At 65.4% G+C, this 24,868-nt stretch carries 23 protein-coding genes; 8 read left to right on the top strand and 15 right to left on the bottom strand.

Annotation, left to right across the window (positions count from 1 at the left end):
• Positions 1–51: 51 nt before the first annotated feature.
• From IVA78_RS14895 to IVA78_RS14880, 4 genes are all read right to left on the bottom strand, one after another.
• On the bottom strand, positions 52–1,155 hold the full coding sequence (locus IVA78_RS14895) for a trypsin-like peptidase domain-containing protein (protein WP_247278320.1): 1,104 nt from the start codon (positions 1,153–1,155) through the stop codon (positions 52–54).
• Between the two features lie 152 nt (positions 1,156–1,307).
• Positions 1,308–1,643, bottom strand: a complete 336-nt coding sequence (locus IVA78_RS14890; protein WP_247449799.1) for a hypothetical protein — start codon at positions 1,641–1,643, stop codon at positions 1,308–1,310.
• Between the two features lie 84 nt (positions 1,644–1,727).
• Positions 1,728–2,219 (bottom strand): Hsp20/alpha crystallin family protein, encoded by a 492-nt coding sequence (locus tag IVA78_RS14885; RefSeq protein WP_247278318.1) that lies wholly within the window; start codon positions 2,217–2,219, stop codon positions 1,728–1,730.
• Positions 2,220–2,294: 75 nt separating this feature from the next.
• Positions 2,295–2,756, bottom strand: coding sequence for an Hsp20 family protein (locus tag IVA78_RS14880; RefSeq protein ID WP_247278317.1), 462 nt, complete (start codon positions 2,754–2,756; stop codon positions 2,295–2,297).
• A gap of 355 nt (positions 2,757–3,111) precedes the next feature.
• Between IVA78_RS14880 and IVA78_RS14875 the strand changes: the two genes are divergently transcribed.
• The 4 genes from IVA78_RS14875 (at position 3,112) to IVA78_RS14860 (ending at position 8,779) form a co-directional block, all read left to right on the top strand.
• Entirely contained in the window at positions 3,112–4,674 is a 1,563-nt protein-coding gene (locus tag IVA78_RS14875; protein ID WP_247278316.1) for a hypothetical protein, read from the top strand.
• Positions 4,675–5,021: 347 nt separating this feature from the next.
• Positions 5,022–6,221: an ABC transporter substrate-binding protein gene (locus IVA78_RS14870; RefSeq protein WP_247278315.1), complete on the top strand. Its 1,200-nt coding sequence runs from the start codon at positions 5,022–5,024 to the stop codon at positions 6,219–6,221.
• Between the two features lie 7 nt (positions 6,222–6,228).
• Entirely contained in the window at positions 6,229–7,962 is a 1,734-nt protein-coding gene (locus tag IVA78_RS14865) for an FAD-dependent oxidoreductase (RefSeq protein WP_247278314.1), read from the top strand.
• Positions 7,963–7,984: 22 nt separating this feature from the next.
• Positions 7,985–8,779, top strand: a complete 795-nt coding sequence (locus IVA78_RS14860; RefSeq protein WP_247278313.1) for an IclR family transcriptional regulator — start codon at positions 7,985–7,987, stop codon at positions 8,777–8,779.
• A 222-nt stretch (positions 8,780–9,001) separates the two neighbouring features.
• On the opposite strand, the gene IVA78_RS14855 is transcribed toward IVA78_RS14860, so the two are convergent.
• From IVA78_RS14855 to IVA78_RS14840, 4 genes are read right to left on the bottom strand one after another with little or no spacing between them, the layout of a single operon-like run.
• Positions 9,002–9,781 (bottom strand): SDR family oxidoreductase, encoded by a 780-nt coding sequence (locus tag IVA78_RS14855; protein WP_247278312.1) that lies wholly within the window; start codon positions 9,779–9,781, stop codon positions 9,002–9,004.
• Positions 9,782–9,820: 39 nt separating this feature from the next.
• Positions 9,821–10,564, bottom strand: a complete 744-nt coding sequence (locus IVA78_RS14850; protein ID WP_247278311.1) for an aspartate/glutamate racemase family protein — start codon at positions 10,562–10,564, stop codon at positions 9,821–9,823.
• A gap of 9 nt (positions 10,565–10,573) precedes the next feature.
• Complete coding sequence (locus tag IVA78_RS14845; protein ID WP_247278310.1) at positions 10,574–11,839, bottom strand: FAD-dependent oxidoreductase; 1,266 nt, start codon at positions 11,837–11,839, stop codon at positions 10,574–10,576.
• 3 nt (positions 11,840–11,842) lie between these two features.
• Positions 11,843–13,504 (bottom strand): thiamine pyrophosphate-binding protein, encoded by a 1,662-nt coding sequence (locus tag IVA78_RS14840; RefSeq protein ID WP_247278309.1) that lies wholly within the window; start codon positions 13,502–13,504, stop codon positions 11,843–11,845.
• A gap of 259 nt (positions 13,505–13,763) precedes the next feature.
• On the opposite strand from IVA78_RS14840, the gene IVA78_RS14835 reads away from it, so the two are divergent.
• Positions 13,764–14,453, top strand: coding sequence for an aspartate/glutamate racemase family protein (locus tag IVA78_RS14835; protein WP_247278308.1), 690 nt, complete (start codon positions 13,764–13,766; stop codon positions 14,451–14,453).
• Between the two features lie 167 nt (positions 14,454–14,620).
• Here the strand turns inward: IVA78_RS14835 and uxuA are convergent, their stop codons facing one another.
• From uxuA to IVA78_RS14805, 6 genes are all read right to left on the bottom strand, one after another.
• Complete coding sequence (gene uxuA, locus IVA78_RS14830) at positions 14,621–15,811, bottom strand: mannonate dehydratase (RefSeq protein WP_247466121.1); 1,191 nt, start codon at positions 15,809–15,811, stop codon at positions 14,621–14,623.
• A gap of 13 nt (positions 15,812–15,824) precedes the next feature.
• Positions 15,825–16,874, bottom strand: a complete 1,050-nt coding sequence (locus IVA78_RS14825) for an L-idonate 5-dehydrogenase (protein ID WP_247466119.1) — start codon at positions 16,872–16,874, stop codon at positions 15,825–15,827.
• Positions 16,871–18,277, bottom strand: coding sequence for a TRAP transporter large permease (locus IVA78_RS14820; RefSeq protein ID WP_247278305.1), 1,407 nt, complete (start codon positions 18,275–18,277; stop codon positions 16,871–16,873). Before IVA78_RS14820 ends, IVA78_RS14825 begins: the two co-directional genes overlap by 4 nt.
• 4 nt (positions 18,278–18,281) lie before the next feature.
• Positions 18,282–18,860 (bottom strand): TRAP transporter small permease, encoded by a 579-nt coding sequence (locus tag IVA78_RS14815; protein WP_247278304.1) that lies wholly within the window; start codon positions 18,858–18,860, stop codon positions 18,282–18,284.
• Between the two features lie 112 nt (positions 18,861–18,972).
• Entirely contained in the window at positions 18,973–19,950 is a 978-nt protein-coding gene (locus IVA78_RS14810; protein ID WP_247466117.1) for a sialic acid TRAP transporter substrate-binding protein SiaP, read from the bottom strand.
• A gap of 70 nt (positions 19,951–20,020) precedes the next feature.
• Positions 20,021–20,833, bottom strand: a complete 813-nt coding sequence (locus IVA78_RS14805; protein WP_247449792.1) for a FadR/GntR family transcriptional regulator — start codon at positions 20,831–20,833, stop codon at positions 20,021–20,023.
• Between the two features lie 142 nt (positions 20,834–20,975).
• Between IVA78_RS14805 and IVA78_RS14800 the strand changes: the two genes are divergently transcribed.
• Together IVA78_RS14800 and IVA78_RS14795 are read left to right on the top strand one after the other, a co-directional pair.
• Entirely contained in the window at positions 20,976–22,460 is a 1,485-nt protein-coding gene (locus IVA78_RS14800) for a mannitol dehydrogenase family protein (protein WP_247278301.1), read from the top strand.
• Between the two features lie 92 nt (positions 22,461–22,552).
• Positions 22,553–22,960: a nuclear transport factor 2 family protein gene (locus IVA78_RS14795; RefSeq protein ID WP_247278300.1), complete on the top strand. Its 408-nt coding sequence runs from the start codon at positions 22,553–22,555 to the stop codon at positions 22,958–22,960.
• 67 nt (positions 22,961–23,027) lie between these two features.
• Here IVA78_RS14795 and IVA78_RS14790 read toward each other — a convergent pair whose 3' ends face one another.
• On the bottom strand, positions 23,028–23,747 hold the full coding sequence (locus IVA78_RS14790) for an HAD family hydrolase (RefSeq protein ID WP_247278299.1): 720 nt from the start codon (positions 23,745–23,747) through the stop codon (positions 23,028–23,030).
• Positions 23,748–23,897: 150 nt separating this feature from the next.
• On the opposite strand from IVA78_RS14790, the gene IVA78_RS14785 reads away from it, so the two are divergent.
• Positions 23,898–24,746: an SDR family oxidoreductase gene (locus tag IVA78_RS14785; protein ID WP_247278298.1), complete on the top strand. Its 849-nt coding sequence runs from the start codon at positions 23,898–23,900 to the stop codon at positions 24,744–24,746.
• Positions 24,747–24,868: the final 122 nt, after the last annotated feature.

The raw sequence follows: 24,868 nt of genomic DNA, 5'->3' as shown, positions 1-24,868 counted from the left end.
CCAGCAACATGGATCGGCGCGGCTTGCTGGATACCGCGCGGTGCGAACCCGCTAACGGACGAAACGGTTGCCAGCGGCGGCACTGCTTGGTTCGGGCGCGGGAGCGACTCTCACGACCGCCGTTAGCGGGGCGCCATTGCGCAGCAGGACGAGTTTGACTTCCTCGCCGATGCGCGCAAGGCCGATCGTGTTGCGGAGCTGGGCGGCGGTGCGGATCGGGCGGTCGTCGGCCCTGATGATGATATCGCCCTTGCGCAGGCCTGCCTGTTGCGCCGGCGAATCCGCCGCAATGTCCGCGATGACGGCACCTTCGTTGAATCCCTTGTTGACTGATGGATGCAAGTCCTTCAGCGAAATGCCGATCCGGCCGCGCTCGACGCGGCCCTTGGCGACGATCTGCTCCATCACCTTCCGCGCCATGTTGACGGGAATTGCAAATCCGATGCCGACATTGCCGCCGGCAGGCGAGATGATGGCCGAGTTGATGCCCACCAGTTCTCCGCGCAAGCTGACCAGCGCCCCGCCGGAATTGCCGGGATTGATCGCAGCATCGGTCTGGATGAAGTCCTCATAACCCTGCTTGCCGAGTCCGGTCCGGCCCAGCGCGCTGACGAGGCCGGACGTCACGGTCTGGCCGAGGCCGAATGGGTTGCCGATCGCAAGCACGAAATCGCCGACTTCGAGCGCGTCGCTGTCGCCGAAGGAAAGCGCCTTGAGCCCGGCCGGGCTCTGGATCTGGAGCACCGCAACGTCCGTCGGCGGATCGCGGCCGATGACCTTCGCCGAGAACTGCCGGCCGTCCTTGGTGGTGATCTGAACGGCGGAGGTGCCATCGACCACGTGATTGTTGGTGAGTACGTAGCCGCGCTGTGCATCGACGATGACCCCCGAGCCGGTCGCGTTGACCTCCTTCTCGATCTGCCGGGGGACGTCGAAGAACTCGCGGAAGAGCGGGTCGCGATAGAGCGGATTGTCCTCGCGCACACGGCCATGCACGGAGATGTTGACCACGGCCGGCGTCACCTGACGCACCAGCGGCGCCAGGGTCGGCACAGAGCCGCCCGTCTTCAGGTCCGGAATTTGGCCAGCGGCGGGCTGCGATGCCGTGAGCGTCAGCAACAGCAACGCCAGCGAAAGCAAACGCACAGCATTCATCTTCGTCACCTGCCGCCTAGCCCAGAATGGAAGAACTTTGTGGCCTCAGTCACGCGGCGCGGCGGTGAGACCGTGCATGGCCAGATAAGGAACGGCGAAGGCCGCCGAGGCCTGACCGATCAGCACGAGCGTCAGAACAGTGTGCGTGAGCATCATGCGGCTCGCCTCTCGGCGGCGGCCCAGGGCCGCCGCAACCGCATCGGGACGCCGCCCCCGCGCGGCGGGTCGTCATTGTCATTGTCGCCGTCGAGCCGGCGCAACGCCGTCAGAATATCGGCGAGCCGCACGGTGTGGCTCATGCCTGGTATCTCGCGCAGCGCGGGACAGGATTCGACCGCGTACATGTCCGAGGCCCAGGATGACAGGATGATCCGCTTCTCCGGCGTGGAGAGCTCCTCTGCATTCAGGACGTCGGCAGGCGAGTCGTAATGGGCAGCGGGATGAAACAGCGGGCTGAGAGTGCCGGCATTGGTGTTCACGTTGGTCATCGGTCCTCCCCTCATGCTCCTTTCCAAGGGACGGGTTTGTTGACGATGGACGGCGGCGCCGACCGCCGCCGTCCGCGATTGATGCTAATGAGTGTTGATCGCGATGCGCTTGACGCCTTCGCGTGCTTTTTCCGACTTCGGCAGCGACACGGTCAGGACGCCATTCTTGAACGACGCCTCGGCCTTGTCCTCCTCGACGCCCTCCAGCGGGATCTGCCGCTCGAAAGCACCATAATAGCGCTCGGTAAAGTACCTGCCTTCGCCGTTGCGCTCGGCTTTTTTCTCGCCGCGGAGCGTCAGGACGCCATTGGCGATCTCGACCTGGACGTCCTTCTCCTCCAGTCCGGGAAGTTCGGCCGAAACGGTCAGCGTCTTGTCGGTCTCGCTGAGCTCGACCTTTGGCCAGCCGAAACGGCCCTCCATCAGCGGCGACAGGCTGGTCCCGCCGAAGCCGCGGAAGACATCGTCGAACAGACGGTTCATCTCGCGATGAAGCGTCAGGAACGGATCGAAGTTATCGCGCGCAGGCGCGAGCTCCTGGTTCCTCGACCAGGGAATGAGATCACGAAAAGCCATGGTTCTCTCCTCCATGCATCGGGGAACGCGGCGCGCATCCTAGCGCCGCGTTCCGCCGTTCGCCCGATCGAATGCTTAGGCTGCTTTCTTCTGCTCGATCTGCGATGCCGCAGGTGTGCCGCCGTTGATCGCGATCCGGCGCGGCTTCATGGCTTCCGGAACCTCGCGGACGAGGTCGATGATCAGGAGCCCGTCCTGGAAGGAGGCCTGCTTCACCTGGACATAATCGGCGAGGTTGAACACGCGCCGGAAAGGACGCGCGGCGATGCCCTGATAGAGGTACTCGCGCGGGGCGCCCTCGGGCTTTCTGCCTTCGATCGTGAGCGCGTTCTGTTCGGCCGTCACCGTGATGTCGTTGGCGCCGAAGCCCGCCACGGCAAGGCTGATCCGGTAATGATCTTCGCCGGAACGCTCGATGTTGTAGGGGGGATAATTGTCCTCGGTCGCCTGGCGCAGCGTGCTGTCGACGAGGTCGGCCAGGTGGTCGAAGCCGATGGTGGAGCGCCACAGGGGCGCGAAGTCGAAACTGGTCCTCATAACCAAGTCCTCCAAAGAGCAAGATGGATACGAAGGAGCGCAAGGCGGGGATTTCAGACGGGTCCGAAAAGACCAGCCCGGCGCCCGTGCCGGACCCGATTCTGGCATCCGGCACACCGCTCTCGCGGCGAAAAACGACTTAGAAAAAGCGATATCAGTTTCAAGGGGGCTGCCACAAATTTTTTGTGCCCCACCCTGGTTGATGCTCGGCTGACGGCCCGCCCCCTCCCTGCCCGCGACCACCGGCGGCGGGTGGCCCGGAAGCCCCCGGGATCGATCGCGGGGTAAAATAGAGATAAATTGGCGAGCTTGGCAAAGACCAGGGTTGCCTCTTATGCATCCGGACCGGCAACGCATGACGAAGCACCGGGCCGCATACGACAGCGGGGGATACGGAACGCACCCAACCGGTCGCGCAGCGGCATGCGCGCTGACGATTGCGCTGCTCGCAGCCGCAACGATGTGCGCGGCGCGCGCCGGCGACGGGCCCGTCGTGGCGGCGGAATTGAAGGCGATCGGAACGGTCGATACGCGCTTTCAGTCCTACAACATCGAAATGGTGGAGGTGACCGGCGGACGGTTCTGGAAGCCCTATCCGCGAACGGCACGGACCTTCGACCAGCGGGATCGTTACAGCGCAAGACCGCCGATCGATCTGACCAATGCACGCCTGCGCCTGCTCGCCGCCGCCTTGTCGCCGGCCTATCTGCGCGTGAGCGGCACCTGGGCCAATGCGACGTTCTTGGCCGACCCGCCGGGAAAGCCGCCGCCGGGGTTCAACTCCGTCCTCAGCCACGACCAGTGGCGCGGCGTCGTCGAGTTCGCGCGCGCGGTCGATGCCGAGATCGTCACCTCGTTTGCGATCAGTCCTGGCAGCCGCGATGCCGATGGCGTGTGGAAACCGGATCAGGCGCAGCAGCTCATCGACACCACGCGCGCGCTGGGCGGCCGCATCGCCGCCGCCGAATTCATGAACGAGCCGACGCTCGCAGCGACCAACGGCGCACCCGCCGGCTATGACGCGACCGCCTATGGCCGCGACTTCAAGATCTTCCGCGACTGGGTGCGGCGCGAGGCGCCTGAGACCTTGATCCTCGGTCCAGGCTCCGTTGGCGACGCGCCATCGCCATCCGGGGCGGGCATCACCACGCGCGATCTGCTCGCTGCATCCGGTTCGGGGGTCGACCGCTTCTCCTATCACCACTACAACACGATCTCGCCGCGCTGCGGCGGGCACGATGATCCGGCGCAGGCGCTCTCGGAAGGATGGCTGGCACGCACGGATGCGACACGCGCGACCTACCAGGCGCTGCGCGACACATTCGAGCCGGGCAAGCCGATCTGGCTGACTGAGACGGCTGATGCGGCCTGCGGCGGCAACCGATGGGACGGGACGTTTCTCGACACGTTCCGCTATCTCGACCAGCTCGGACGCCTGGCGAAGGCCGGCGTCCAGGTAGTGATGCACAACACCCTCGCTGCCAGCGACTACGGTCTGCTCGACGAAGCCACGTTCCGGCCGCGGCCGAGTTACTGGGCTGCGCTGCTCTGGCGGCGGCTGATGGGACCGACCGTGCTCGATGCAGACAGGGCCGCTTCGCCAGATCTTCATCTCTACGCCCATTGCCATCCGACCATGGCAGGTGCGGTGTCGCTGCTCGCGATCAACACGTCGCGCCGCGCCTCGCGCCCGCTGACGCTCTCGGACTCAGCCGAGCGGTACGCACTGCATGCGGCGCGTTTGCAAGGCACGGTTGTGCAGCTGAACGACAAGACGCTCGCGCTGACTGCCGATGGCAGATTGCCCCGGCTTGACGCGCACGCAGCACCGGCAGGAGCAATCCGGCTCGCGCCCGCGACCATCACCTTCCTGGTGTTTCCGAACGCGGCAAATCCCGCCTGCTTGCCGCGACGATGAGGCGGCCGAGCCGGCCGCCATAGTGCCCGATGATCGCGCCGCCGATCAGCCGCGCCGTGAAGCCGACCGCATAGCTCGAGAACGCCGCGAGCGTGCCAACATGCGCGGTCGTCGAGTTCTCCGCTGGCGCAGAGACCCTGTCGCTGCCGTGCCCTGCCGTCGATTCCGGTGCGCATCATGGCCAAATCGCGCTGGAATGAGCACCGATGCTCCAAACTCATGTCCTGCACGGACCCTGACTGCCGAATCCGACCTCTCATTCGCCATTGACAAACTCATTTGCTATTATCTAACCTGCAGCCACAACGACCAGCCGTGCCAAGCGGCCAATAAGCGAGGGAACGACGATGAGAGGGCTTTTGGCCTGCGCCATGCTCGCGGCCATGACGTCTGCTGCTACTGCACAAGTCTCGGACGACGCGGTCCGGATCGGCGTGCTGACGGACCTGTCGAGCTGGGGCCGCGACAACAGCGGGCCTGGCTCGGTCGAAGCCGCCAAGATGGCGGTGGAGGAATTCGGGCCGACCGTGCTCGGCAAGCCGATCGAGATCATCAGCGCCGACCACCAGATGAAGACCGACGTCGGCGTGCAGATCGTGCGCGGCTGGTTCGACAACGGCAAGGTCGACGCTGTCGTCGACATCCCCAATTCCGGCATCGCCATCGCCGTTCACAACATGGTGCGCGAACGCAACAAGATCGCTCTGCTCTCCGGCCCCGGCGCGAGCTCGCTGACCGACGAGCTGTGCAGCCCCAACACCGTGCATTTCACCTACGACACCTACGCGCTGTCGAAGGTGACGGCCTCCGCCGTGATCAAGGAAGGCGGCAAGTCCTGGTATTTCATCACCGCCGACTACGCCTTCGGCCAGCAGCTCGAGAAGGACGCAACCCGCTTCATCAACGAGATGGGCGGCAAGGTGCTCGGCGGCGTCAAGCACCCGACCAATACCGCCGATTTCTCCTCCTTCGCGCTCCAGGCGCAGAGCTCGAAGTCCGACGTGGTCGCGTTCGCCAATGCCGGCCAGGACACCGACAACGCCATCAAGCAGTCGGGCGAATTCGGCCTGGTGCAGGGCGGCCAGAAGCTGGTCGGCCTGTTGATGTTCGACACCGACGTGCACGCGATCGGCCTCAAGGCCGCGCAGGGCACCTATATGACCACGGCCTCATACTGGGCCATGGACGAGGCGACCCGGGCCTGGTCGAAGAAGTTCTACGAGCGCACCAAGGTGATGCCGACCATGATCCAGACCGGCGTCTACGGCTCGGTGCTGCATTATCTCAAGGCCATCAAGGCCGCCGGAACCGACGATTCGGCCAAGGTCATGGCCAAGATGCGCGAGCTGCCGGTCGAGGATACATTCGTCCATGGCGGACGCTTGCGCGAGGACGGTCGCGTCATCCGCGACATGTATCTCGCCAAGGTGAAGTCGCCCGAGCAGTCCAAGGAGCCGTGGGACTATCTGGACATCGTCAAGACCGTGAAGGGCGAGGACGCCTTCCGCCCGGTCTCCGAGTCCAAATGTCCGCTCTTGAAGAAGTGAGATCCAGATGACCGGCAGCGACCAAAGCACAATTGAGACTTACGAGTGCGATGTGCTCGTGGCCGGATCGGGCGCCTCCGGCATGTCGGCGGCAATCACCGCGCGTTATCGCGGCCTCGACGTACTCATTGTCGAGAAGGAGCCGCGCTTCGGCGGCACCACCGCCCGCTCCGGCGGCTGGCTCTGGATTCCCGGCACCTCGCTTGCCAGGGCTTACGGCATCGAGGAGACGCCGGAGCAGGCCCGCACCTATCTCCGCCACGAAGCCGGCAACAATTACGACGCCGCGCGGGTCGATGCATTCCTCAGCGCCGGCCCCGAAGCGGTCGATTTCTTCACTACCAAGACCGCGCTGCGCTTCGACATGCCGCTAGTGTTTCCCGACTACCATGCCGAGGCGCCCGGCGGTGTGCAGGGCGGCCGCTCCATGGTCACGCGCCCATTCGACGGCCGCGAGCTCGGCGACCTCATCAAGACCCTCGGCATGCCCCTGCCCGAACTGACCGTGTTCGGGATGATGCTCGGCTCCGGCAAAGAGATCATCCACTTCATGCGCGTGACGAAGTCGCTGACCTCCGCGGCCTATGTCGCCAAGCGCCTGTCACGTCATCTCATGGACGTGCTGCGCTACGGCCGCGGCATGACGCTCACCAACGGCAATGCGCTCGCAGGACGGCTGGCGAAATCCGCGCTCGACCTGAAGATTCCGATGTGGCTGTCCTCGCCGGTGCGCGAGCTCTCGGTCGAGAACGGTACCGTGACCGGCGCAATCGTTGCGCGCGAGGGACGCGATGTGCGCGTCCGCGCGCGCCAGGGCGTCGTGCTTGCCTGCGGTGGCTTTCCGCACGATGTCGAGCGGCGCAGAAAGATGTTTCCACATGCGCCGACGGGCAAGGAGCACTATTCGCCGGGCCCGACCGGCAACATTGGTGACGGCCTGCGCCTTGCGGAAAGTGCCGGCGGCCATGTCGAGGATCGCCTGCCGAACGCTGCCGCCTGGGTGCCGGTGTCGCTGACCACGCGCAAGGACGGCTCGAAGGGCGTGATGCCGCATTTCATCGACCGCGCCAAGCCCGGCGTGATCGCGGTGATGCGCGACGGCAAGCGCTTTACCAATGAGGGCAATTCCTATCACGACTTCGTCCAGGCCATGGTGAAGGCGGCCAAGCCCGGAGAAGAGATCGCGGCGTTTCTGGTCTGCGATCACAAGACGCTGCGCAAATACGGTCTCGGCTGCGTGCCGCCCTTCCCGATGCCGCTCGGGCATCACCTCAAGACCGGCTACCTCATGCGTGGCGACACGCTGGAAGCGCTCGCGGCGAAGGCCGGGATCGATGCCAAGGCGTTCACCGAGACCGTCAAGCAATTCAATGCGACCGCACCACAGGGCCAGGATGCCGCCTTCGGCAAGGGCTCGAAGGCCTATAATCGCTACCAGGGCGATGCGCTGCACGGCCCGAATCCCTGCGTCGCGCCGATCGAGAACGGCCCGTTTTACGCCATCAAGATGGTGATCGGCGATCTCGGCACTTATGCCGGCGTCGTCACCGACGAGAACGCGCGCGCGCTCGACGCCGAAGGCCGGGTGATTCCGGGGCTCTATGCCGCCGGCAACGACATGGCGAGCATCATGGGCGGCAACTATCCCGGCGCCGGCATCACGCTTGGGCCGGCGCTGACCTTCGGCTACATTGCCGGACGACACCTTGCCGACAGCGCCGCCAAGTGCGAGGCGGCGTAAGCGGACGCACGTCAGGAGGCGCATGAAGAGAGCAAGCCGCGGCATCCAGTCGATCGAGGTCGGCGGAGAACTGCTCCGCGCGCTCGCAAGGAGCGGCGAGCCGATGATGCTGCGCGATCTCGCCCGCGAAGCCGGCATGACGCCGGCCAAGGCGCATCCCTATCTCGCCAGCTTCTCACGCATCGGATTGATCGAGCAGGACGAGACCACCGGCCGCTACGAGATCGGCGCGCTGGCGCTGGAGCTCGGCCTGATCAGCCTGCGCCGCCTCTCCGGTGTGCGCATCGCACGTCCCAGGATCGCTAGCCTCGCAAGCCAGATCGGCCACGCGGTCTCGCTCGCGGTCTGGGGCACGCACGGTCCCACCGTGGTGCAACTGGAAGAGCCGGCCCAGCCCGTCCACATCGTGATGCGGGCCGGCTCGGTGATGGCGTTGCTGGAGACCGCGACCGGCCGGGCCTTCGCGGCATTCCTGCCGGAGAAGACGATCAGTGCCGCGCTGGAGAGCGGCCTCGATCGCCACGGCGTCGGCTACAATCCCAAGCGCGCGGTGAAAGGCGCGAAGATCGCCGAGATGCTCACGGAGGTCCGCAAGCATGGCCTCGCCCGCGCGCTCGGCGATCCTCTGCCCGGCGTCAATGCGTTCGCAGCACCGGTCTTCGATCATTCCGGCCATGTCGCGCTCGTCATCACCGCGATGGGCCCGGAAGGCACGTTCGACGCGCGCTGGGACAGCCCGATCGCGCATGCGCTGCGCGACTGCGCCGGCGCCATCTCGAAGCGGCTGGGTTACGGGATGACGGTTGCGGCGGAGTAAGAGGCAAACCGCCGCCTGACAACTGCTGTCATGCCCCGCGAACCGAAGAGGCATCCAGTACGCTGCGGCCTCTCGGTTCAATCGCAGGAGTCACGGAGTACTGGATCGCCCGGCCCCGTCTCCGCCAAGGGCTTCGCCGGGCACCTCAGTATTGGGCCGGCGAAGCGTCAGCGAAGACGGCAAGCCCAGCGATACAGCGCGTGTGGGACGACCTTTCCAGCCCTACTTCTCCTTCACCGGCACCGTGTAATTCAGGATCAGCCGGCCGCCATCCGGATAGATCGTCTGCCCGGTGATGTAGGAGGCATCGTCACTGGCCAGGAACGCCACGACCGAGGCGACCTCGCTCGGCTCGCCGCCGCGCCCGGCCGGCGTGCGCGATAGCACGGTCTTGCGCGCATCCTCGGACGTATAAATCGCCGAAGCCACCATGTCGGTCAGGATCGTGCCGGGCCCGACCGCGACGACGCGGATGTTGTGCGGGGCGAGCGCGACGGCGGCGACCGAGGTCAGCTGCTTCATGCCGCCCTTGGAGATGGCGTAGGTCGCGAGCGTCGGAATCGCCAGCAGCGCGTTCACCGAGGACATGTTGATGATGACCCCGCCGCCGCCCTGCGCGATCATCTGCTTCGCCGCCGCCTGCACGCCGAAGAACGCGCCTTTCAGATTGATGGCGATGACGTCGTCGAAATCCTGCTCGGAGATATCGAGAATGTCCTGATTGCGGGCCACGCCGGCATTGTTGACCATGATGTCGAGCCGGCCGAATTCCTTGGCAGCAATTGCGACAAGATGATTCACGTCCGCGCGCGCGGCGACATTGGCGGCCACGGTGCGCAAGGCATCCGGCCGTCCGAGCTCGGCCGCCGTGGCGGCCAAGGCCTCGGCATCGACATCCGAGATGACGACCTTGACGCCGTCGTCCAGGAATCTCTTCGCGCAAGCCTTGCCGATGCCGCGCGCCGCGCCGGTGATGGCGGCGACCTTGCCGGATAGCTTCATGGGTTCACTCCAGGACTTGTGACGATCTCACGGACGCGTTCACGCAAAGATGCGCGGGCGCAGTCCGGCATGAAACCAGGTGATCATGGAATAGATGTCATAGACCGGCAACCCGACCTCGGCCTGGAGCGCTGCGGCGTAAGGCGGCATGTTGGTGCATTCGAGCACGATGGCGCCGACGTCCGGATTCTCCGCGATGAGCTGCTTGCCAGCTTCGACCACGTCGCGCTCGGCTTGCGCCACGTCCATGTCGTCCTTCTCGGCCTTGATCAGGACGCGAAAAAACTCCTTGCCGTTTTCGGTGCCGACCAGCGGCGTATCGAGCGGCACGCCGGCACCTTCGAGATGGGCGGGCGAGAGCGTCGAGCCCGACACCGTGACGAGGCCGACGCGCTTGCCGGGCGGCAAGGTCGCCTGCACCCACGGCACCTGCATCAGCGACGAGGTCGCAACCGGCACGCCGACGGCGGCCGCGATTTCCTTCTGGAACAACGAGAGGAAGCCGCAATTGGTGGTGATGGCTTCGGCCCCGAGCCGCACCAGGTCTTTCGCGGCATCGATGAAATCGGGCAGCAGGCCGGCTGCGCCCTTCAGCACCACCTTCTCCGGCGAAGCGCCACTCACCACGCGATAAAGCACGGGGAACGGCCAGGTCGTGCCGTTGCCCATGTCGCCGGGGATGCGCGGAAAGCGCGCTTCCAGCATCAAAATACCGAGCGGCGCGCCATAGATGGCCTTGCCGCCACGGGCAATGCGGGAGGACGAATTGGCTGGAGGAGTCATGGTGCGATCTCAGAGGAAACGATCGGGTGCGAACGGCGCCAGCGGAATCTCAGGCTGCTTGCCGCTGAGGAGCTGCGCGACCAGACGGCCGGTACGCGCCGAGCCGACCAGGCCGATGTGGCCATGGCCGAAGGCATAGACGATATCGCGTGAGGCCCGCGCATGGCCGATGCAGGGCCGTCCATCCGGCATGCTCGGACGATGACCGAGCCAGGTCTTGATGCGCGAGGCTGGCATGTCCTTCGGCAGCTTGGGGAACATGCTGATGAGGTGGTTGCGCAGGATTTCGGCTCGCTTCCAGTTTGGCGCGGCTTCGAGGCCGGCGATCTCGACCGTGCCGGCAGCGCGCAGGCCCCTGTCGGTCCAGTTCACCACCATCTTGGCATCGGACGCCATCATCGAGCTGCGCGGCCCCGATTCCGGGTTCTCGATCATGACGTGATAGCCGCGTTCGGTCTCGAGCGGCAGCGGATCGCCGAGGGACGCAGTAAGTTGCTTCGAGCGGGCGCCCGCCGCCACCACTGCGGCATCGCACGCGATCTCGCCGGTCTCGGTGACGACGGCGACGAGCTTGTCGCCGGAGAGTTTTAGCCCTGTCGCCTTGGCGCGCACGTGCTTCGCACCGCTGGCGAGCGCGTGATTGGCGAGCGCTGCGACATAGGCGCCGGGATTGCGGCAGCGGCCGGCCTCCTCCACCACCACGCCAAAGGTATAGCGCGGATGCAGGTCCGGCTCGCGCTGGCGCATCTCGTCCGCGTTAAGCTCGAGCCATTCGACACCGACGCGCTTGCGCAGGCGCCAGCCGAGATCGCTATCGAAGTTGCCGCGCGACGGGAACACGTGCATCACGCCGTTGCGCTCGATCAGTTCAGGCACGCCCGCCTCCTCCGCGAGCTTTTTGTGCAGCAGCGGTGCGTCCTTCAGCAGGTCGCGCAGCGCAAAGGCGGTCTTCTCGACCCGCGTCTCGGTCCAGCCCGAGAGCAGATACTTGATCAGCCAGGGCAGCGCTTTCGGCAGATAAGACCAGCGGATCGCGAGCGGGCCGAGCGGATCCATCAGATAACCCGGTACCTTCTTCCAGACGCCCGGCTCGGCCGGCGGGATCACCGAATGCGAGGACAGCCAGCCGGCATTGCCATAGCTTGCCGCCTGCTCGCCACCGGGCTGGCCCGGATCGATCAGCGTGACGCGATGGCCCTCGCGCAGCGCCTCGATGGCGCTGATCACGCCGATCGCGCCGGCACCGATGATGGCGACGTGGCGGCCGGTCGCCATCGCCTAAGCCTTCGCCGCCGGCACAAAGTCCTTGCCGACCGAGATCGCGCGCGGATCGATGATGCAGTGGAGGATCGACGGCTTGCCCGAGGCGAGCGCGCGCTCGAACGCCGGTGCGAACTGCTCCGTGCGCTCGACGCGCTCGCCATGGCCGCCGAACGCTTTCGCGTACATCGCGAAATCAGGGTTCTTGAGCTGGGTGCCGACGACGCGGCCGGGATAATCCCGCTCCTGGTGCATGCGGATGGTGCCGTATTGCGAATTGTCGACGATGATGACGATCAGCGGTGCGTCATACTGCACGGCGGTGGCGAACTCCTGGCCGTTCATCAGGAAGCAGCCGTCGCCGGCAAAGGCGACGACGACGCGGTCGGGATATTGCCGTTTTGCCAGCACGCCCGCCGGCACACCATAGCCCATCGAGCCCGAGGTCGGCGCGAGCTGCGCGGCAAAGCTGTGGAAGCGGTGATGGCGATGAATCCAGCCGGCATAATTGCCGGCGCCGTTGCAGATGATCGCGTCCTTGGGCAGGCGGTCGCGCAGCCAGGTCATGATCTGGCCGTACTGGAACGTGCCCGGCAGCTCGCGCGCCTCCTCGGTCCAGGCGAGATAATCGGCATGCGCCTTCGCCGCTTCGCCCTTCCAGGCCAACGTCCCGGCGGGCTTCAGCGTCTCGACGGCCGCCGCGAACGCAGCGGGTGTCGCCTGGATCGCCAGCGCCGGCTGATAGACGCGGCCGAGCTCTTCGGAGCCCGGATGCACGTGGATCAGCTTCTGCTGCGGGGTCGGAATGCCGAGCAGCGTGTAGGACGAGGACGGCATCTCCGACATGCGGCCGCCGATGAGCAGAATGACGTCGGCGCCCTCGATGCGCGCCTTCAGGCCCGGGCTCGGCCCGATGCCGAGATCGCCGGCGTAATGCGAATGGTCGGCATCGATCAGCGAAGCCCGGCGGAACGAGGTCGCCACCGGCAGGTCGAAGCGCTCGGCAAAGCGGGCGACGCTCTTGGTCGCCTCATCCGTCCAGCGCGAGCCGCCGAGAATGACCATCGGCGCCTTGGCGCCGGCGAGCATGTCGCCGAGCTTCTCGATATCGGCAGGGGCCGGCCAGCTCACCGCCGGCTCGATGCGCATGGCGTCGGCAACCGCCGCGGTCTCGGTCAGCATGTTCTCCGGGAGCGCGATCACGACGGGACCAGGGCGGCCCTGCATGGCGACACGGAAGGCGCGCGCGACCAGCTCCGGAATGCGGTCGGGGCGATCGATCTCGACGGCCCATTTCGCTATGGTGCCGAACACGGCCTTGTAGTCCAGCTCCTGGAACGCCTCGCGCTCGCGCATGCCGGTATCGACCTGGCCGACGAACAGGATCATCGGCGTCGAATCCTGCATCGCGATGTGGACGCCGTGGCTGGCATTGGTCGCGCCGGGCCCGCGCGTGACGAAGCAGATTCCGGGGCGGCCGGTGAGCTTACCGTAGGCCTCCGCCATCATCGCAGCGCCGCCTTCGGCGCGGCAGATCACGACATCGATCGGGCTGTCGTGCAGCGCATCGAGGGCCGCCAGATAGCTCTCACCCGGCACGCAGGTGACGCGCTCGACGCCCTGGGCGACGAGCTGATCGATCAGGATCTGGCCCCCGGTGCGGGTGTTGCGAATGGTCATGACGGCTCCCTCAAGGCTTCGGCGATGCACTCTATTCGGGAACTGGGGTAGGACAGGCCGCGAAAGCGCGCAAGATCGAAAGGCTTCTCGCCGCCTGCGCAGCCGTCATGCCGGTCCCTGCCGTTTGCACTTCAGCCCCGTGCGACGGCCACCCCTGGAGTGGACCCGCAGATGATCAAGGGCTTCGCGATCGTCGTGATGGCGAGCTTAGAGGTCTTCCACTACGATCCGGTCAAATTGACTCGCCTGGAGCACCGGAATGCAAACCATCGGCCTGATCGGGGGCATGAGCTGGGAGAGCACTGCGTTCTATTACAGGCTCATCAACGAGCGGGTCCGCGACCGCGTGGGCAAGCTGCATTCGGCGCCGCTGCTGCTGTATTCCTACGACTTTCAGGAGATCAAGGAGATGCAGTATGCCGGCCGCTGGCGGGAGGCGGCGACGAGCCTGTCCGAGATCGCGCGGCGCCTTGAAAGCGCCGGCGCGCGGGCGATCGTGCTGTGCACGAACACGATGCACAAACTGGCGCCCGAGATCATGGCGAGCGTCACCGTGCCGTTCATTCACATCGGCGATGCGACGGCGGAGCGGATCCGGGCGAAGGGATACCGGCGGGTCGGACTGCTCGGCACCAGGTTCACGATGGAGGAAGACTTCTACATCGACCGATTGCGCGCGCACGATCTCGATGCCATGATTCCTCCCGCGGACGAGCGCGCCGAGGTGAACCGCATCATCTACGACGAGCTGTGCCTCGGGACTGTCGCTGCACCCTCGCGCCGTTGCTATCAAGGGGCAATGGCGGCGCTCGTCGAGCGCGGCGCGGAGTGCATCATCCTCGGCTGCACCGAGATCACGATGCTGGTCGGCCCTGACGATACCTCGGTCGAGACGTTCGACACGACGGCCATTCACGCCGAGACGGCAGCCGACTTCGCGATCGGGTGAATTTGTATCAAGTCCCGGCGACGGCAGCACGCCACCAGGCAGGCGGTGCTGGGGTGAAGCCCCTCTCTCCACGTCATTGCGAGCCATCGGGCCGCGCTTCGCGCGGACCCGTTGGCTCGCAATGACGGTGTGGATAAACGCCTCGCTAACGGATGAGAAGCGAGCCTCTACCGATGCTGGATCGCCCTGATCGCGCCACGGAGCTCGGCGAGGCCGCGCAGGCGGCCGATGGCGGTGTAGCCGGGATTGGTGCGCTTAGTGGCGGCGAGATCGTCGAGCATGCGGTGGCCATGGTCGGGACGGAAAACAATCCTCTTGTCCGGCGAGCGCCGCGCATTCTCCTTGAGCAGCGCCTTGAGCACGGCGATCATGTCGACGTCGCCGTCGAGGTGATCGGACTCGTAGAAGGAGAGACCATCAGCCTCGCGCTTTGTTGCGCGCAGATGGGCAAAGGCGATGCGAGGGCCAAAGCGCTCCGCCATCGCAGGCAGATCGTTCTCGGCGCGCACGCCGAGCGATCCAGTGCACAGGCAGATGCCGTTGGCCTTGGACGGCACGGCGTCGAACAGCGCCTGGTAGTCCTCGGCCGTCGAGGCAACGCGCGGCAGGCCGAACAGCGGGCGCGGCGGATCATCCGGATGCAGCGTCAGCGATACACCGAGTTGCTCGGCGACCGGCGCGACACGGCCCAGGAATTCGGCAAGATGCCGCCGCAGGATCTTCGGCGTGATGTCGCGATACGTCTCGAGCCGATCGCGGAATTGCGGGATGGTCATCGGCTCGGTGGTCGAGCCCGGCAGCGCGCTAGCAATGACCATCACGAGATAGTCGATGTCGGCCTGGCTCATCCTGTCGAACAGCTGTTTCGCGCGGGCCTGCTGCTCCGGCGAATACTCCTGAAGCGCAGCAGGACGCTTGAGGATATGCAGCTCGAAGGCGGCAAAGCGGTCCTGGTCGAAGCGCATGGCGCGGGCGCCGTTCGGCAGCTCCCATTCCAGATCGGTGCGGCACCAGTCGACGACAGGCATGAAATTGTAGCAGATGATCTTGATCCCCGAAGCGGCCACCGCTTCGAGACTTGCGATCCACGCCTCGATCGACTTCGTCGCCTTAGCCCCGAGTCGCTTGACGTCGTCGGGGATCGGAATTGATTCCACCACCGACCAGGTCAGTTGCGAGCGGCCGGGCTGCCCGTTCTCAATGAAATTCTTGCGCTCCTCGACCGCCTTGCGCGTCCAGGCCTCGCCGATCGGCACCTGATGCAGCGCCGAGACAATGTCCGTCGCGCCGGCCTGCCTGACGTCGTCGAGCGAGACCGGATCGTCCGGCCCGTACCAGCGCCATCCTTCCAGCATCATGCGTTGCCTCCGATCAATTCGCGGTCAGCACGACCTTGACGCTCTGCGAGCGGTCGAGCGCCAGCCTGAGCGCATCGGGCGCGGTCGACAGCGGCCGCTCCGCGGTGACCAGCGACAGCACGTCGACGCTGCCGTCCGCGATCAGTTCCACCGCCGTCATGAACTCCAAGCCAAAGCGGAACGAGCCGCGCAGGTCGATCTCCTTCGCCATCACTGCGTTCGACGGCGTCAGGATCTGCCCGCCCGGCAGATTACCGATCTGCACCACGACACCGCCGCGCCTGACGATGCCGATCGCGCTGGAAAGGCCGGCGGCCGTGCCCGAGACCTCGAAGGCGACATCATAGGGACGCGATGCGGCGTGCGCCTTCAGACCCTCTTCGCCGCCCGAAACGTTCTCGACATGCGAGGCGCCGAGCCGGGTCGCGAAGGCCAGCGGCGCCGGCGCAATGTCGGCCACCGTGACATCAGTCATACCGGCGCGACGCGCGGCCAGCATGGTCAGCAGCCCGATCGGGCCGGCGCCGAAGATGATGCCGCGCTTGCCCTCGATGTTGCCAGCGCGCGCGACCGCGTGCAGGCAGACCGCGAGCGGTTCGGCCAGCGCCGCGGCCTGATAGGAGACGTGGTCCGGTATCTTCACGCACTGCGCGGGAATCGCGTCGAAATAATTGGCGAAGCCGCCCTGCATGTGCGGCGTCTTCGAGGCCGAGCCCATGAAGTAGATGTTCTCGCAGAGATTCGGCCGCCCCTCGCGGCAGGCGACGCAATGGCCGCACCAGCGCGACGGGTTGACGGCGATGCGGTCGCCGATCTTCAGGTTCGCCGCGGCGCCGACGATCTCCACGACCTCGCCGGAGATCTCGTGACCGAGCACCAGCGGCGACTTCACGACGAAATCGCCGGTGCGTGCGTGGCGGAAATAGTGCATGTCCGAGCCGCAGATGCCGCCGGCGCCGAACCGGACGCGCACCATGCCGTCGCTGAGCTTGTCGAGCGGATGCTCGATCATGCGCAGGTCTTCGGGCCCGAATAGGGTTGCGGCAAGAGCAGTGGAAGTCATTTGGAAAGTCCCATGTATTTTGGCAGCCAGAGGGTCAGTTCGGGAATGTAGGTGATCGCGATCAGCGCGAGCATCAGCGGCACCAGCCACGGCAGGATCGCCACCGTCGTACGCTCGACCGAGAGTTTTGCCACGCGGGCGAGCACGAACAGCACCATGCCGAGCGGCGGGTGCAGCAGTCCGATCATCAGGTTCAGCGTCATGATCAAGCCGAAATGGATGGGATCGATGCCGAGCTTGAGCACGATCGGCAGCAGGATCGGCACCAAAATGGTGATCGCCGCCGTGGTGTCGATGAAGCAACCGACGAACAGGATCAGGACGTTGGCGAGCGCCAGGAACACCCATTTGTTGTGGGTGATGCTGAGCATCCAGTCCGACAACATCTGCGCCGCCTGCGACACCGTCAGCAGCCAGGCGAAGATCGAGGCTGCCGTGACGATGAACAGCACCGAGGCCGTGGTCTCGATAGTGTCGAAGGTCGCCTTGGCGACGGTCTGGAACGTCATCGTGCGATAGCGCACGAGGCCGAGGAACAGCGACCAGATCACCGCGGCGACGGCGGCTTCCGTGGGCGTGAACCAGCCGAGGGTCATGCCGCCGATCAGGATCACCGGCGCCATCAGCGCCATCACCGCGGAGAAGTCGAAATACCAGTCGATCACCAGCAGCGTGCCGAGACCGATCACTACCGCCATGTTGGTCGACATGCCGGCGAGCGTCATCAGCCAGATCGCAAGCGGGAACGACAGCACGATGACGATCTCAAGCCCGGCCGAGCCGAGCTGCGGCCAGGAGAACGGCGTATCGCTGCCCCATTTGTTCTTGTGCGCGAAGTAGGTGACGGTGGCCATCATGAACAGGGTCAGGACGACGCCGGGAATGACGCCGCCGAGGAACAGCGCGCCGATCGAGACGTTCGCCATCATGCCGTAGATCACGAAGGGCAGCGACGGCGGGATGATGGGTCCGAGCGTCGCCGAGGCCGCGGTGACGCCGACCGAAAACTCGGTGGAGTAGCCGTGGTCCTTCATCGCCTTGATCTCGATGGTGCCGAGACCGGCGGCATCGGCTATCGCGGTGCCTGACATCCCGGAGAAGATCACCGAGCCGATGATGTTGACGTGGCCGAGGCCGCCGCGCATCCAGCCAACGAGCGCAACGGCGAATTTGTAGATGCGCCCCGTAACGCCGGCGATGTTCATGAGGTTGCCGGCCAGAATGAAGAACGGCACGGCGAGCAGCGGAAAGCTCTCGACGCCGGCGATCATGCGCTGCGCCAGCGTGACGTCGGGCGTCACGCCGCTGACCAGGATGTAGAGCAGCGACGACGCGGCCATGGCAATCGCCACGGGAACGCCGAGCAGCATCAGGATGAGAAAGCCTCCGAGCAACAGCAGCATGGTCCTATCCTTCCGATCCGTCGTAGGCACCGGGACGTTCGAGGACCGAGTAGCCTTGCCGCCAGTTCTGCATTGCCACCTGCACCGAGCGTGCGAACATCAGCACGAAGCCGAGCAGCACGGCATAATATACGTAGTCCTTGGGAAGATTGATCGTGGTCATCTGCTCGTCGCCGATGATCTGGATATAGACCCAGACCAGCTTGATGGCGTAGCCGAAGAAGACGATCCGAATCAGGTCGATCACCGTCGACAGCGCGCGCGCCACGGGTTGCGGCAGATAGCGGTAGACGAGATCGACCTGGATGTGGCGCGACAGCCGCACGCACATCGAGGAGCCGATGAAGACCACGCCGATCAGGCAGTAGGTCGCGATCTCTTCGGTCCAGGCGTAGCTGTCGTTGAGCACGTAACGGGTGAAGAACTGGAGGAAGACGGCAAGCGCCATCACCCAGAAGATCGCGAGCGCCAGCCAGTCCTCGAGCGCGTAGATGCCGAGATCGACCTTCGGCGTCGCCTCTTCCTCGAAGGTATGGGCGATCTCGTCCGCGGTGATCTGCCGGTGGATTTCGGCGGTCGACATGGGTTGCTCCTCAATGGACCTCAACGTCGTTCCGGGGCGACGCGTCAGCGTCGAACCCGGAACCTCGAGATTCCGGGTTCTCGCTTCGCGAGCTCCGGAATGACAGCCACTGCTATTTGACTTGCTGGATCTTTTCCCAGTCGGCCTTGCGGTAACCAAAAGTCTCGAACGCAACGTTCTTCAGCACGGTGTCGCGGAACTCGTTCTTGTCGACTTCGGTCACGCTCAAGCCTTTCTCCTTGAAGAAGGCGACCAGCTTGGCCTCGTTCTGCTTGATCTCCTCGGTGGCCCTGGCGGCCGCTTCCTGCGCGACATCGGTGAAGATCTTCTTGTCGTCGTCGCTGAGCTTCTTCCACAGCGCGCCCGCAATCACGGTGTTGAGGTGGTCGACGATGTGGCCGGTCAGCACGATGTGCTTCTGCACCTCGTAGAACTTCTTGGCCTCGATCGTGGTCAGCGGATTCTCCTGCGCCTCGACGGTGCCGTTCTGGAGCGCGAGATAGACTTCTGCGAACGCGATCGGCGCGGTGTTGGCGCCGCAGGCGCGCGGCATTGCGAGATAGGCCGGCACGTCGGGCACGCGCATCTTCAGGCCTTTCATGTCGGCGCAGGTCCTGATCGGCTTGTTCGACGAGGTCTGGCGCACGCCGTAATAGGTCACCGCGACGATGTGGTGGCCGCTCTTGTCCTCGTAGCCCTTGGCGAGCTCCTTGAAGATGTCGCTCTTGGTATAGGCGAGAAGATGGTCGGCGTTGCGGAAAGTATAGGGATAGTAGGTCACGCCGATCGGCGGGAAGCTCTTGGCCGCGAAGCTGGAGCCGGAGATGATGATGTCGACCGAACCGAGCGCGAGCCCCTGGTTGATGTCGGCTTCCTTGCCGAGCTGGGAGGCCGGATAGACCTCGATCTGATAGCGGCCATTGGTGCGCTTGCCGATCTCCTGCGCGGCCCAGACCGATGCGGTGTGGAACGGCTCCGAGGTCTCGTAGACATGGGCCCATTTGAGCTTGGTCTGCGCCATGCCTGCATTGGTCGCAGCCAGCAGCGCGGCGGCGGAGAGCGCCGCGGCAATCATCATCTTCTTCAACATCGACTTTTCCTCCATCGTTCAAGTCTGCTTCTTGTTCGCCCGCCCCAAAGCGGAAGCGAGCCGCCCAATCTCATCGCCGCCGTGCGCTGCTGCTCGCAGCCCGCTTCTTCGGCGCATGTTTCGGTTTTGACGGTTTTGCCCCGGCTCGCTCCGTGCGGCTGGGTCCGGACGAGGATCCCACCGCGTTCTCGGCACCAAAATTCTGCGCGAAGCGTTCCTGGGAGCGCGCCAGATGATTGCGCATGGCATCGCGCGCGGCCTGCGGATCATGCGCCGCGATTGCATCGCGCACCGCGCGATGTTCGTCGAGCGCCGTGCGCCACGTGCCCGGACTCTCGAAATAATGCGCAAGCTGAGCGAAATAGGGATTGAGGCGCTGGTCGAACAGCTCGCCGACCACGCGCACCAGAACGGCATTGCCGAGGCTCCCGGCGATCGCGATGTGAAACGCGCGATCATGGACCATCGAGGCTTCGCCGGGATGCTCGACATTCTCCATCGCGACAAGGGACGCATCGATGCGGGCGATGTCGTCCTTGGTCGCCACGCGCGCGGCCTCTTCGGCGACGGCGCTTTCCAGGAATTCGCGGGCGCGCAGCAGCTCAAACGGGCCCTCGATGACGGATGCGGGTGCTGGTGCCGCAACGGCGGCGGGCTCGATCACGTAGATGCCGGACCCGACCCGGATGCGGAGGCGGCCTTCGACCTCGAGCGCGATCAAAGCTTCGCGCACCGTCGGCCGCGATACCTTGAGCTGCTCGGCGAGCTCGCGCTCGGTCGGCAAGCGGCTACCGACGGCGTACTCGCCGCTGTCGATCAGGCTTCGCAATTGATCGGCGACCTGGCGATAGAGCCGTCTCGCCTCCACAGCTTCCAGCGGCACGCTGGTCCTCCCGAACGGGTCGCGAGGCACCTCGTGCACCCGCGCCCGGCCAATTTTGGAAAATTGGTCTTACCAATTGACCGGAGCATTGACCGAAGACAGGCGCCATGTCAAGCAGCGGCAAAGCAAAGGGGAGACGTCCATGCGCCTTCGTTCAACGCGCCTTGGCCGCACCAATCTCGAGCGGCTGTCTCCCGGCATCCGCCGCCCGGCCTATGACCGTTCGCGCGTCACGCCGGGCGTCGTGCATCTGGGCTTGGGAGCGTTTCACCGTGCACACCAGGCCGTCGTCATCGACGACTGCCTTGCCGCCGGCAGCGCGTCCTGGGGGATCGTCGGCGCGAGCCTGCGCAGCCCGGACACGCGCGACGCCCTCGCCCCACAGGACCACCTGTACACCGTTGCCATACGATCGGCCGAAGGCACCGAGCACCGCGTCATCGGCGCGCTGCTCGACAGCGTCGTCGCTCGCGAGGATCCGGCACGGCTGGTCGGGCGGATGGTCGATCCCGCCATTCGCATCGTGTCCCTGACCGTCACCGAGAAGGGCTATTGCCACACGCCGCAAACCGGCGATCTCGACGAGCGGCATCCCGACATCGTGCACGATCTCAACAATGTCGACGCACCGCGCTCGGCTCCGGGCTTCATTGCGGCCGCGCTGGCGCGCCGGCGGGCGCAGGGTCTTCCACCGTTCACCGTGCTGTGCTGCGACAACCTCGCCGCCAACGGCCACACCGTGCAGCGGATCGTGACGCAGTTCGCCGCGCTGCGGTCGAATGAGCTCGGCAAGTGGATCGCGGATGCAGTCGCTTTCCCCTGCACGATGGTCGACCGCATCGTGCCGGAAACCACGGACGCCGACCGGGACTCGGTTTCATCCGCGCTGGGCCTTCACGACGCATGGCCCGTGATGACCGAGCCGTTCACGCAATGGGTGGTCGAGGACCGCTTCCCCGCGGGCCAGCCCGATCTCGCCGCCGCAGGGGTCGAGCTCGTCAGCGACGTCAAGCCGTTCGAGCTGATGAAGCTGCGGCTGCTCAACGCCAGCCATTCGGCGCTGGCCTATCTCGGCTATCTCTCAGGCTACGAGACCATCGCCGACACCATGCAGGACCCGCATTTCGCCCGTCTCGCCGCGCAGGTGATGGAAGAGGCCGCGGTGACGCTGACAATGCCTTCAGGCACGGACCTCGCCGCCTATCGCGCCTCGCTGCTCAAGCGCTTCGCAAATCCTGCACTTCACCACCGCACCTGGCAGATCGCGATGGACGGCTCGCAAAAGCTCCCACAGCGCCTGCTCGGCGCGATGCAGGATCGCCTGCGCAAGGATTTGCCGATCGCAACCCATGCGCTCGCGGTGGCCGGCTGGATGCGCTACGTCACCGGGCTCGACGAGCAGGGCCGCGCGATTGACGTGCGCGATCCGCTCGCCGGCGAATTCGCCGCACTGGCGCGCGAGGCAGGTCCCATCGCCGAGCGGCTCGCGCCCGCAATGCTCGGGGTCGCAAAGGTGTTCGGACCTCTTGGCGCAGAGCCGCGCCTGCGCGAGGCCGTGACTGCGGCGCTCGGCCGTCTCTATCAGGATGGCGCACGGCGAGCGGTGGCGGCGCACGTTTCGGCGTGACCACAAAGCGCAGCATCTTGAATGCTGCATCGCGGTCAAAGCCGACGGAAGTCGCGCTTGATTTTTGCTTGCCATTGCCGCACCCGGGAGGCATGGCAAAGGACAGCAAGGTCATCGCCGCGAACGCGGCCTTCTACGCCGCCTTTTCGACCGGCAATTTCAACGAAATGGAGCGAATGTGGGCGGATGATGACGCCATTTCCTGCATCCATCCCGGCTGGCCGGCCATTATCGGGCGGGCCACCGTGATCGGAAGCTGGCGCGACATCCTGCAGAACCCGGAGCGGCCGCAGATCGTGTGCGCCGAACCGCAGGCCATCGTCGACGGCGACAGCGCGCGCGTGCTCTGCATCGAGATCGTCGACGGCACCGCTTTGGCGGCAGCGAACCATTTCCGCCGCGTCGGCGACGGCTGGCGCCTGGTGCATCACCAATCGAGCCCGATCGCGCAGATTGTCGAGCAGGCCGAAGAGGATAGCCCGAGCCACCGCGTCCACTGAAGATGGCGATCACACCGGCGTGATCTACTGTGCATGGGGTTGTTTTGCGAGTTTTTTGTTTAGCACCTCATCCAAGCCTCGACAGATCGTCCAGCACGACCCGCGCAGCACTGAAATCATCGTCCCGGAAGAACATGCTGCGCGTGATCAGAACCGGTATGCCGGCTCGTGAGGCCGCGATCATGCCGTTAGCGGAGTCTTCGATCGCCACACAATCGTGCGCCGTCAGCCTCAGCCGTGCCAGGACCTCGAGATAGACGTCCGGTGCAGGCTTCTTGTGCCGCACGTCGTCGCCGGCAACGATCGCGTCGAAAACCCTGGCCCAGCCCGGCCCCAGCGCCTGCGAGAGCAGTGCGTCGATATTGCCGTGAGAAGTGGTGGTCGCGATCGCGAGCCGCTGGCCGCGCGCCCTTGCCGCGGCGAGCAGCTCCGCCACGCCTGGCCGCAACGGACAGCAGCCGGTCTCGACCAGCTCGGCATAATGGGCGGTCTTGATGCGATGAAGCTCGGCGATGTCCTCGCCCGTCAATGGTTGGGCGATCCGCAGCCTTGCGTGGTAGGCGCGCATGCGTTCCTTGCCCCCGGTCACCCGCAACAGGTCCTTGTAGACGGCGCGATCCCATTCCCAGCCAAGCCCGTGGCGCGAGAAGGCATGATTGAATGCCTGCCGATGCAGCTCCTCCGTTTCGGCAAGCGTGCCGTCGACATCGAAGATGAGCGCGGCGGCGCGCCGGATCAGGTCGGCAGCATTGCATGCTACCGGCGTGGCGGATGCTTCTGCCTGCATGATCGATGATCTCTCCTAATGCCCGGGTGACCATCGCCCGCGGCCGCAGGTGAGACAAATTGCAATATCTTTTGCCGGCCCCAAAAATCTCTTATGAGCGGAGAGGCGCGCAGGTAGCGCGACGGGAACCCCGACCAGCACGGCAGAGGCATGCGGCTCTTCATCCTTGGTATCGGCTATAGCGCCAGGCACTTCGTCCGCAGGTTCGGCGGCGCCTTCTCGCACGTCGCCGGTACCGTGCGCGATCCCGGCCAGCGGGATGATCTCACCGGCATCGAGGTGCAAGCCTTTTCCGGGAGTGATCTGGATCGCACCACGGTCGAACGCATCAGCGACGCCGACGTCCTTCTCATATCGATCCCGCCCGGCAGCTCCGGCGATCCCGCAGTCACCGGCCTTGCGGACGTAGTGGCGGCAGGTCGCCGCAAGGTCGTCTATCTCTCGACCATCGGCGTGTATGGCGATCACGGCGGCGGATGGCTCGACGAGAGCACGCCGCCACAGGCGATGTTCGAACGCACGCGGATGCGGCTCGCGGCGGAGCAAGCCTGGACGGATGCAACAGGCGGCGCTGCCGCGATCCTCAGGCTTGCGGGCATCTATGGCCCCGGCCGCAATGCGCTCGTGACCTTGCGTGCGGGGAAGGCCCGGCGCATCATCAAGCCGGGACAGGTCTTCAACCGCATCCACGTCGACGACATCGCGAGCGCGATCATGGCCGCTGTCCGTCACCCGAACGGCGGCACCTGGAACGTGTGCGACGACGAGCCCGCGCCGCCGCAGGACGTGATCGCCTACGCCGCGCAGCTGATGGGCGTTGCACCGCCGCCCGAAGAAGCGTTCGCGACAGCCGAGATGTCGGCGATGGCCCGCAGCTTCTATGCCAGCAGCGCCCGGGTCTCCAACGCGAAACTTAAGCGCGAGCTCGGCGTCACGCTTGGTTACCCGACCTATCGGCACGGCCTCGATGCGCTGTGGCGCGCCGGCGAAGGACGATAGGTTCCGGCATCTCCGGCGCGTCCCAGACATGTTCTGCCCGCGCTTGACTCCGCTCAGTCGCAGACGTGTGATCTCGGCATTCGCGAGCCACTGCATAACGAGCTCGCGCCTTTGGGAGGACG

Origin of the sequence: Bradyrhizobium sp. 137 (assembly GCF_023074095.1) — a bacterium.
Taxonomy (GTDB): Bacteria; Pseudomonadota; Alphaproteobacteria; order Rhizobiales; family Xanthobacteraceae; genus Bradyrhizobium.
This window is presented reverse-complemented; position numbering and strand designations above follow the sequence as displayed.

What these genes read in the sequence shown, in the direction of transcription:
- IVA78_RS14895 (WP_247278320.1), bottom strand. Translation starts at nt 1,155, where the DNA reads ATGAATGCTGTGCGTTTGCTTTCGCTGGCGTTGCTGTTGCTGACGCTC.
- IVA78_RS14890 (WP_247449799.1), bottom strand. Translation starts at nt 1,643, where the DNA reads ATGACCAACGTGAACACCAATGCCGGCACTCTCAGCCCGCTGTTTCAT.
- IVA78_RS14885 (WP_247278318.1), bottom strand. Translation starts at nt 2,219, where the DNA reads ATGGCTTTTCGTGATCTCATTCCCTGGTCGAGGAACCAGGAGCTCGCG.
- IVA78_RS14880 (WP_247278317.1), bottom strand. Translation starts at nt 2,756, where the DNA reads ATGAGGACCAGTTTCGACTTCGCGCCCCTGTGGCGCTCCACCATCGGC.
- IVA78_RS14875 (WP_247278316.1), top strand. Translation starts at nt 3,112, where the DNA reads ATGACGAAGCACCGGGCCGCATACGACAGCGGGGGATACGGAACGCAC.
- IVA78_RS14870 (WP_247278315.1), top strand. Translation starts at nt 5,022, where the DNA reads ATGAGAGGGCTTTTGGCCTGCGCCATGCTCGCGGCCATGACGTCTGCT.
- IVA78_RS14865 (WP_247278314.1), top strand. Translation starts at nt 6,229, where the DNA reads ATGACCGGCAGCGACCAAAGCACAATTGAGACTTACGAGTGCGATGTG.
- IVA78_RS14860 (WP_247278313.1), top strand. Translation starts at nt 7,985, where the DNA reads ATGAAGAGAGCAAGCCGCGGCATCCAGTCGATCGAGGTCGGCGGAGAA.
- IVA78_RS14855 (WP_247278312.1), bottom strand. Translation starts at nt 9,781, where the DNA reads ATGAAGCTATCCGGCAAGGTCGCCGCCATCACCGGCGCGGCGCGCGGC.
- IVA78_RS14850 (WP_247278311.1), bottom strand. Translation starts at nt 10,564, where the DNA reads ATGACTCCTCCAGCCAATTCGTCCTCCCGCATTGCCCGTGGCGGCAAG.
- IVA78_RS14845 (WP_247278310.1), bottom strand. Translation starts at nt 11,839, where the DNA reads ATGGCGACCGGCCGCCACGTCGCCATCATCGGTGCCGGCGCGATCGGC.
- IVA78_RS14840 (WP_247278309.1), bottom strand. Translation starts at nt 13,504, where the DNA reads ATGACCATTCGCAACACCCGCACCGGGGGCCAGATCCTGATCGATCAG.
- IVA78_RS14835 (WP_247278308.1), top strand. Translation starts at nt 13,764, where the DNA reads ATGCAAACCATCGGCCTGATCGGGGGCATGAGCTGGGAGAGCACTGCG.
- uxuA (WP_247466121.1), bottom strand. Translation starts at nt 15,811, where the DNA reads ATGATGCTGGAAGGATGGCGCTGGTACGGGCCGGACGATCCGGTCTCG.
- IVA78_RS14825 (WP_247466119.1), bottom strand. Translation starts at nt 16,874, where the DNA reads ATGACTTCCACTGCTCTTGCCGCAACCCTATTCGGGCCCGAAGACCTG.
- IVA78_RS14820 (WP_247278305.1), bottom strand. Translation starts at nt 18,277, where the DNA reads ATGCTGCTGTTGCTCGGAGGCTTTCTCATCCTGATGCTGCTCGGCGTT.
- IVA78_RS14815 (WP_247278304.1), bottom strand. Translation starts at nt 18,860, where the DNA reads ATGTCGACCGCCGAAATCCACCGGCAGATCACCGCGGACGAGATCGCC.
- IVA78_RS14810 (WP_247466117.1), bottom strand. Translation starts at nt 19,950, where the DNA reads ATGTTGAAGAAGATGATGATTGCCGCGGCGCTCTCCGCCGCCGCGCTG.
- IVA78_RS14800 (WP_247278301.1), top strand. Translation starts at nt 20,976, where the DNA reads ATGCGCCTTCGTTCAACGCGCCTTGGCCGCACCAATCTCGAGCGGCTG.
- IVA78_RS14795 (WP_247278300.1), top strand. Translation starts at nt 22,553, where the DNA reads ATGGCAAAGGACAGCAAGGTCATCGCCGCGAACGCGGCCTTCTACGCC.
- IVA78_RS14790 (WP_247278299.1), bottom strand. Translation starts at nt 23,747, where the DNA reads ATGCAGGCAGAAGCATCCGCCACGCCGGTAGCATGCAATGCTGCCGAC.
- IVA78_RS14785 (WP_247278298.1), top strand. Translation starts at nt 23,898, where the DNA reads ATGCGGCTCTTCATCCTTGGTATCGGCTATAGCGCCAGGCACTTCGTC.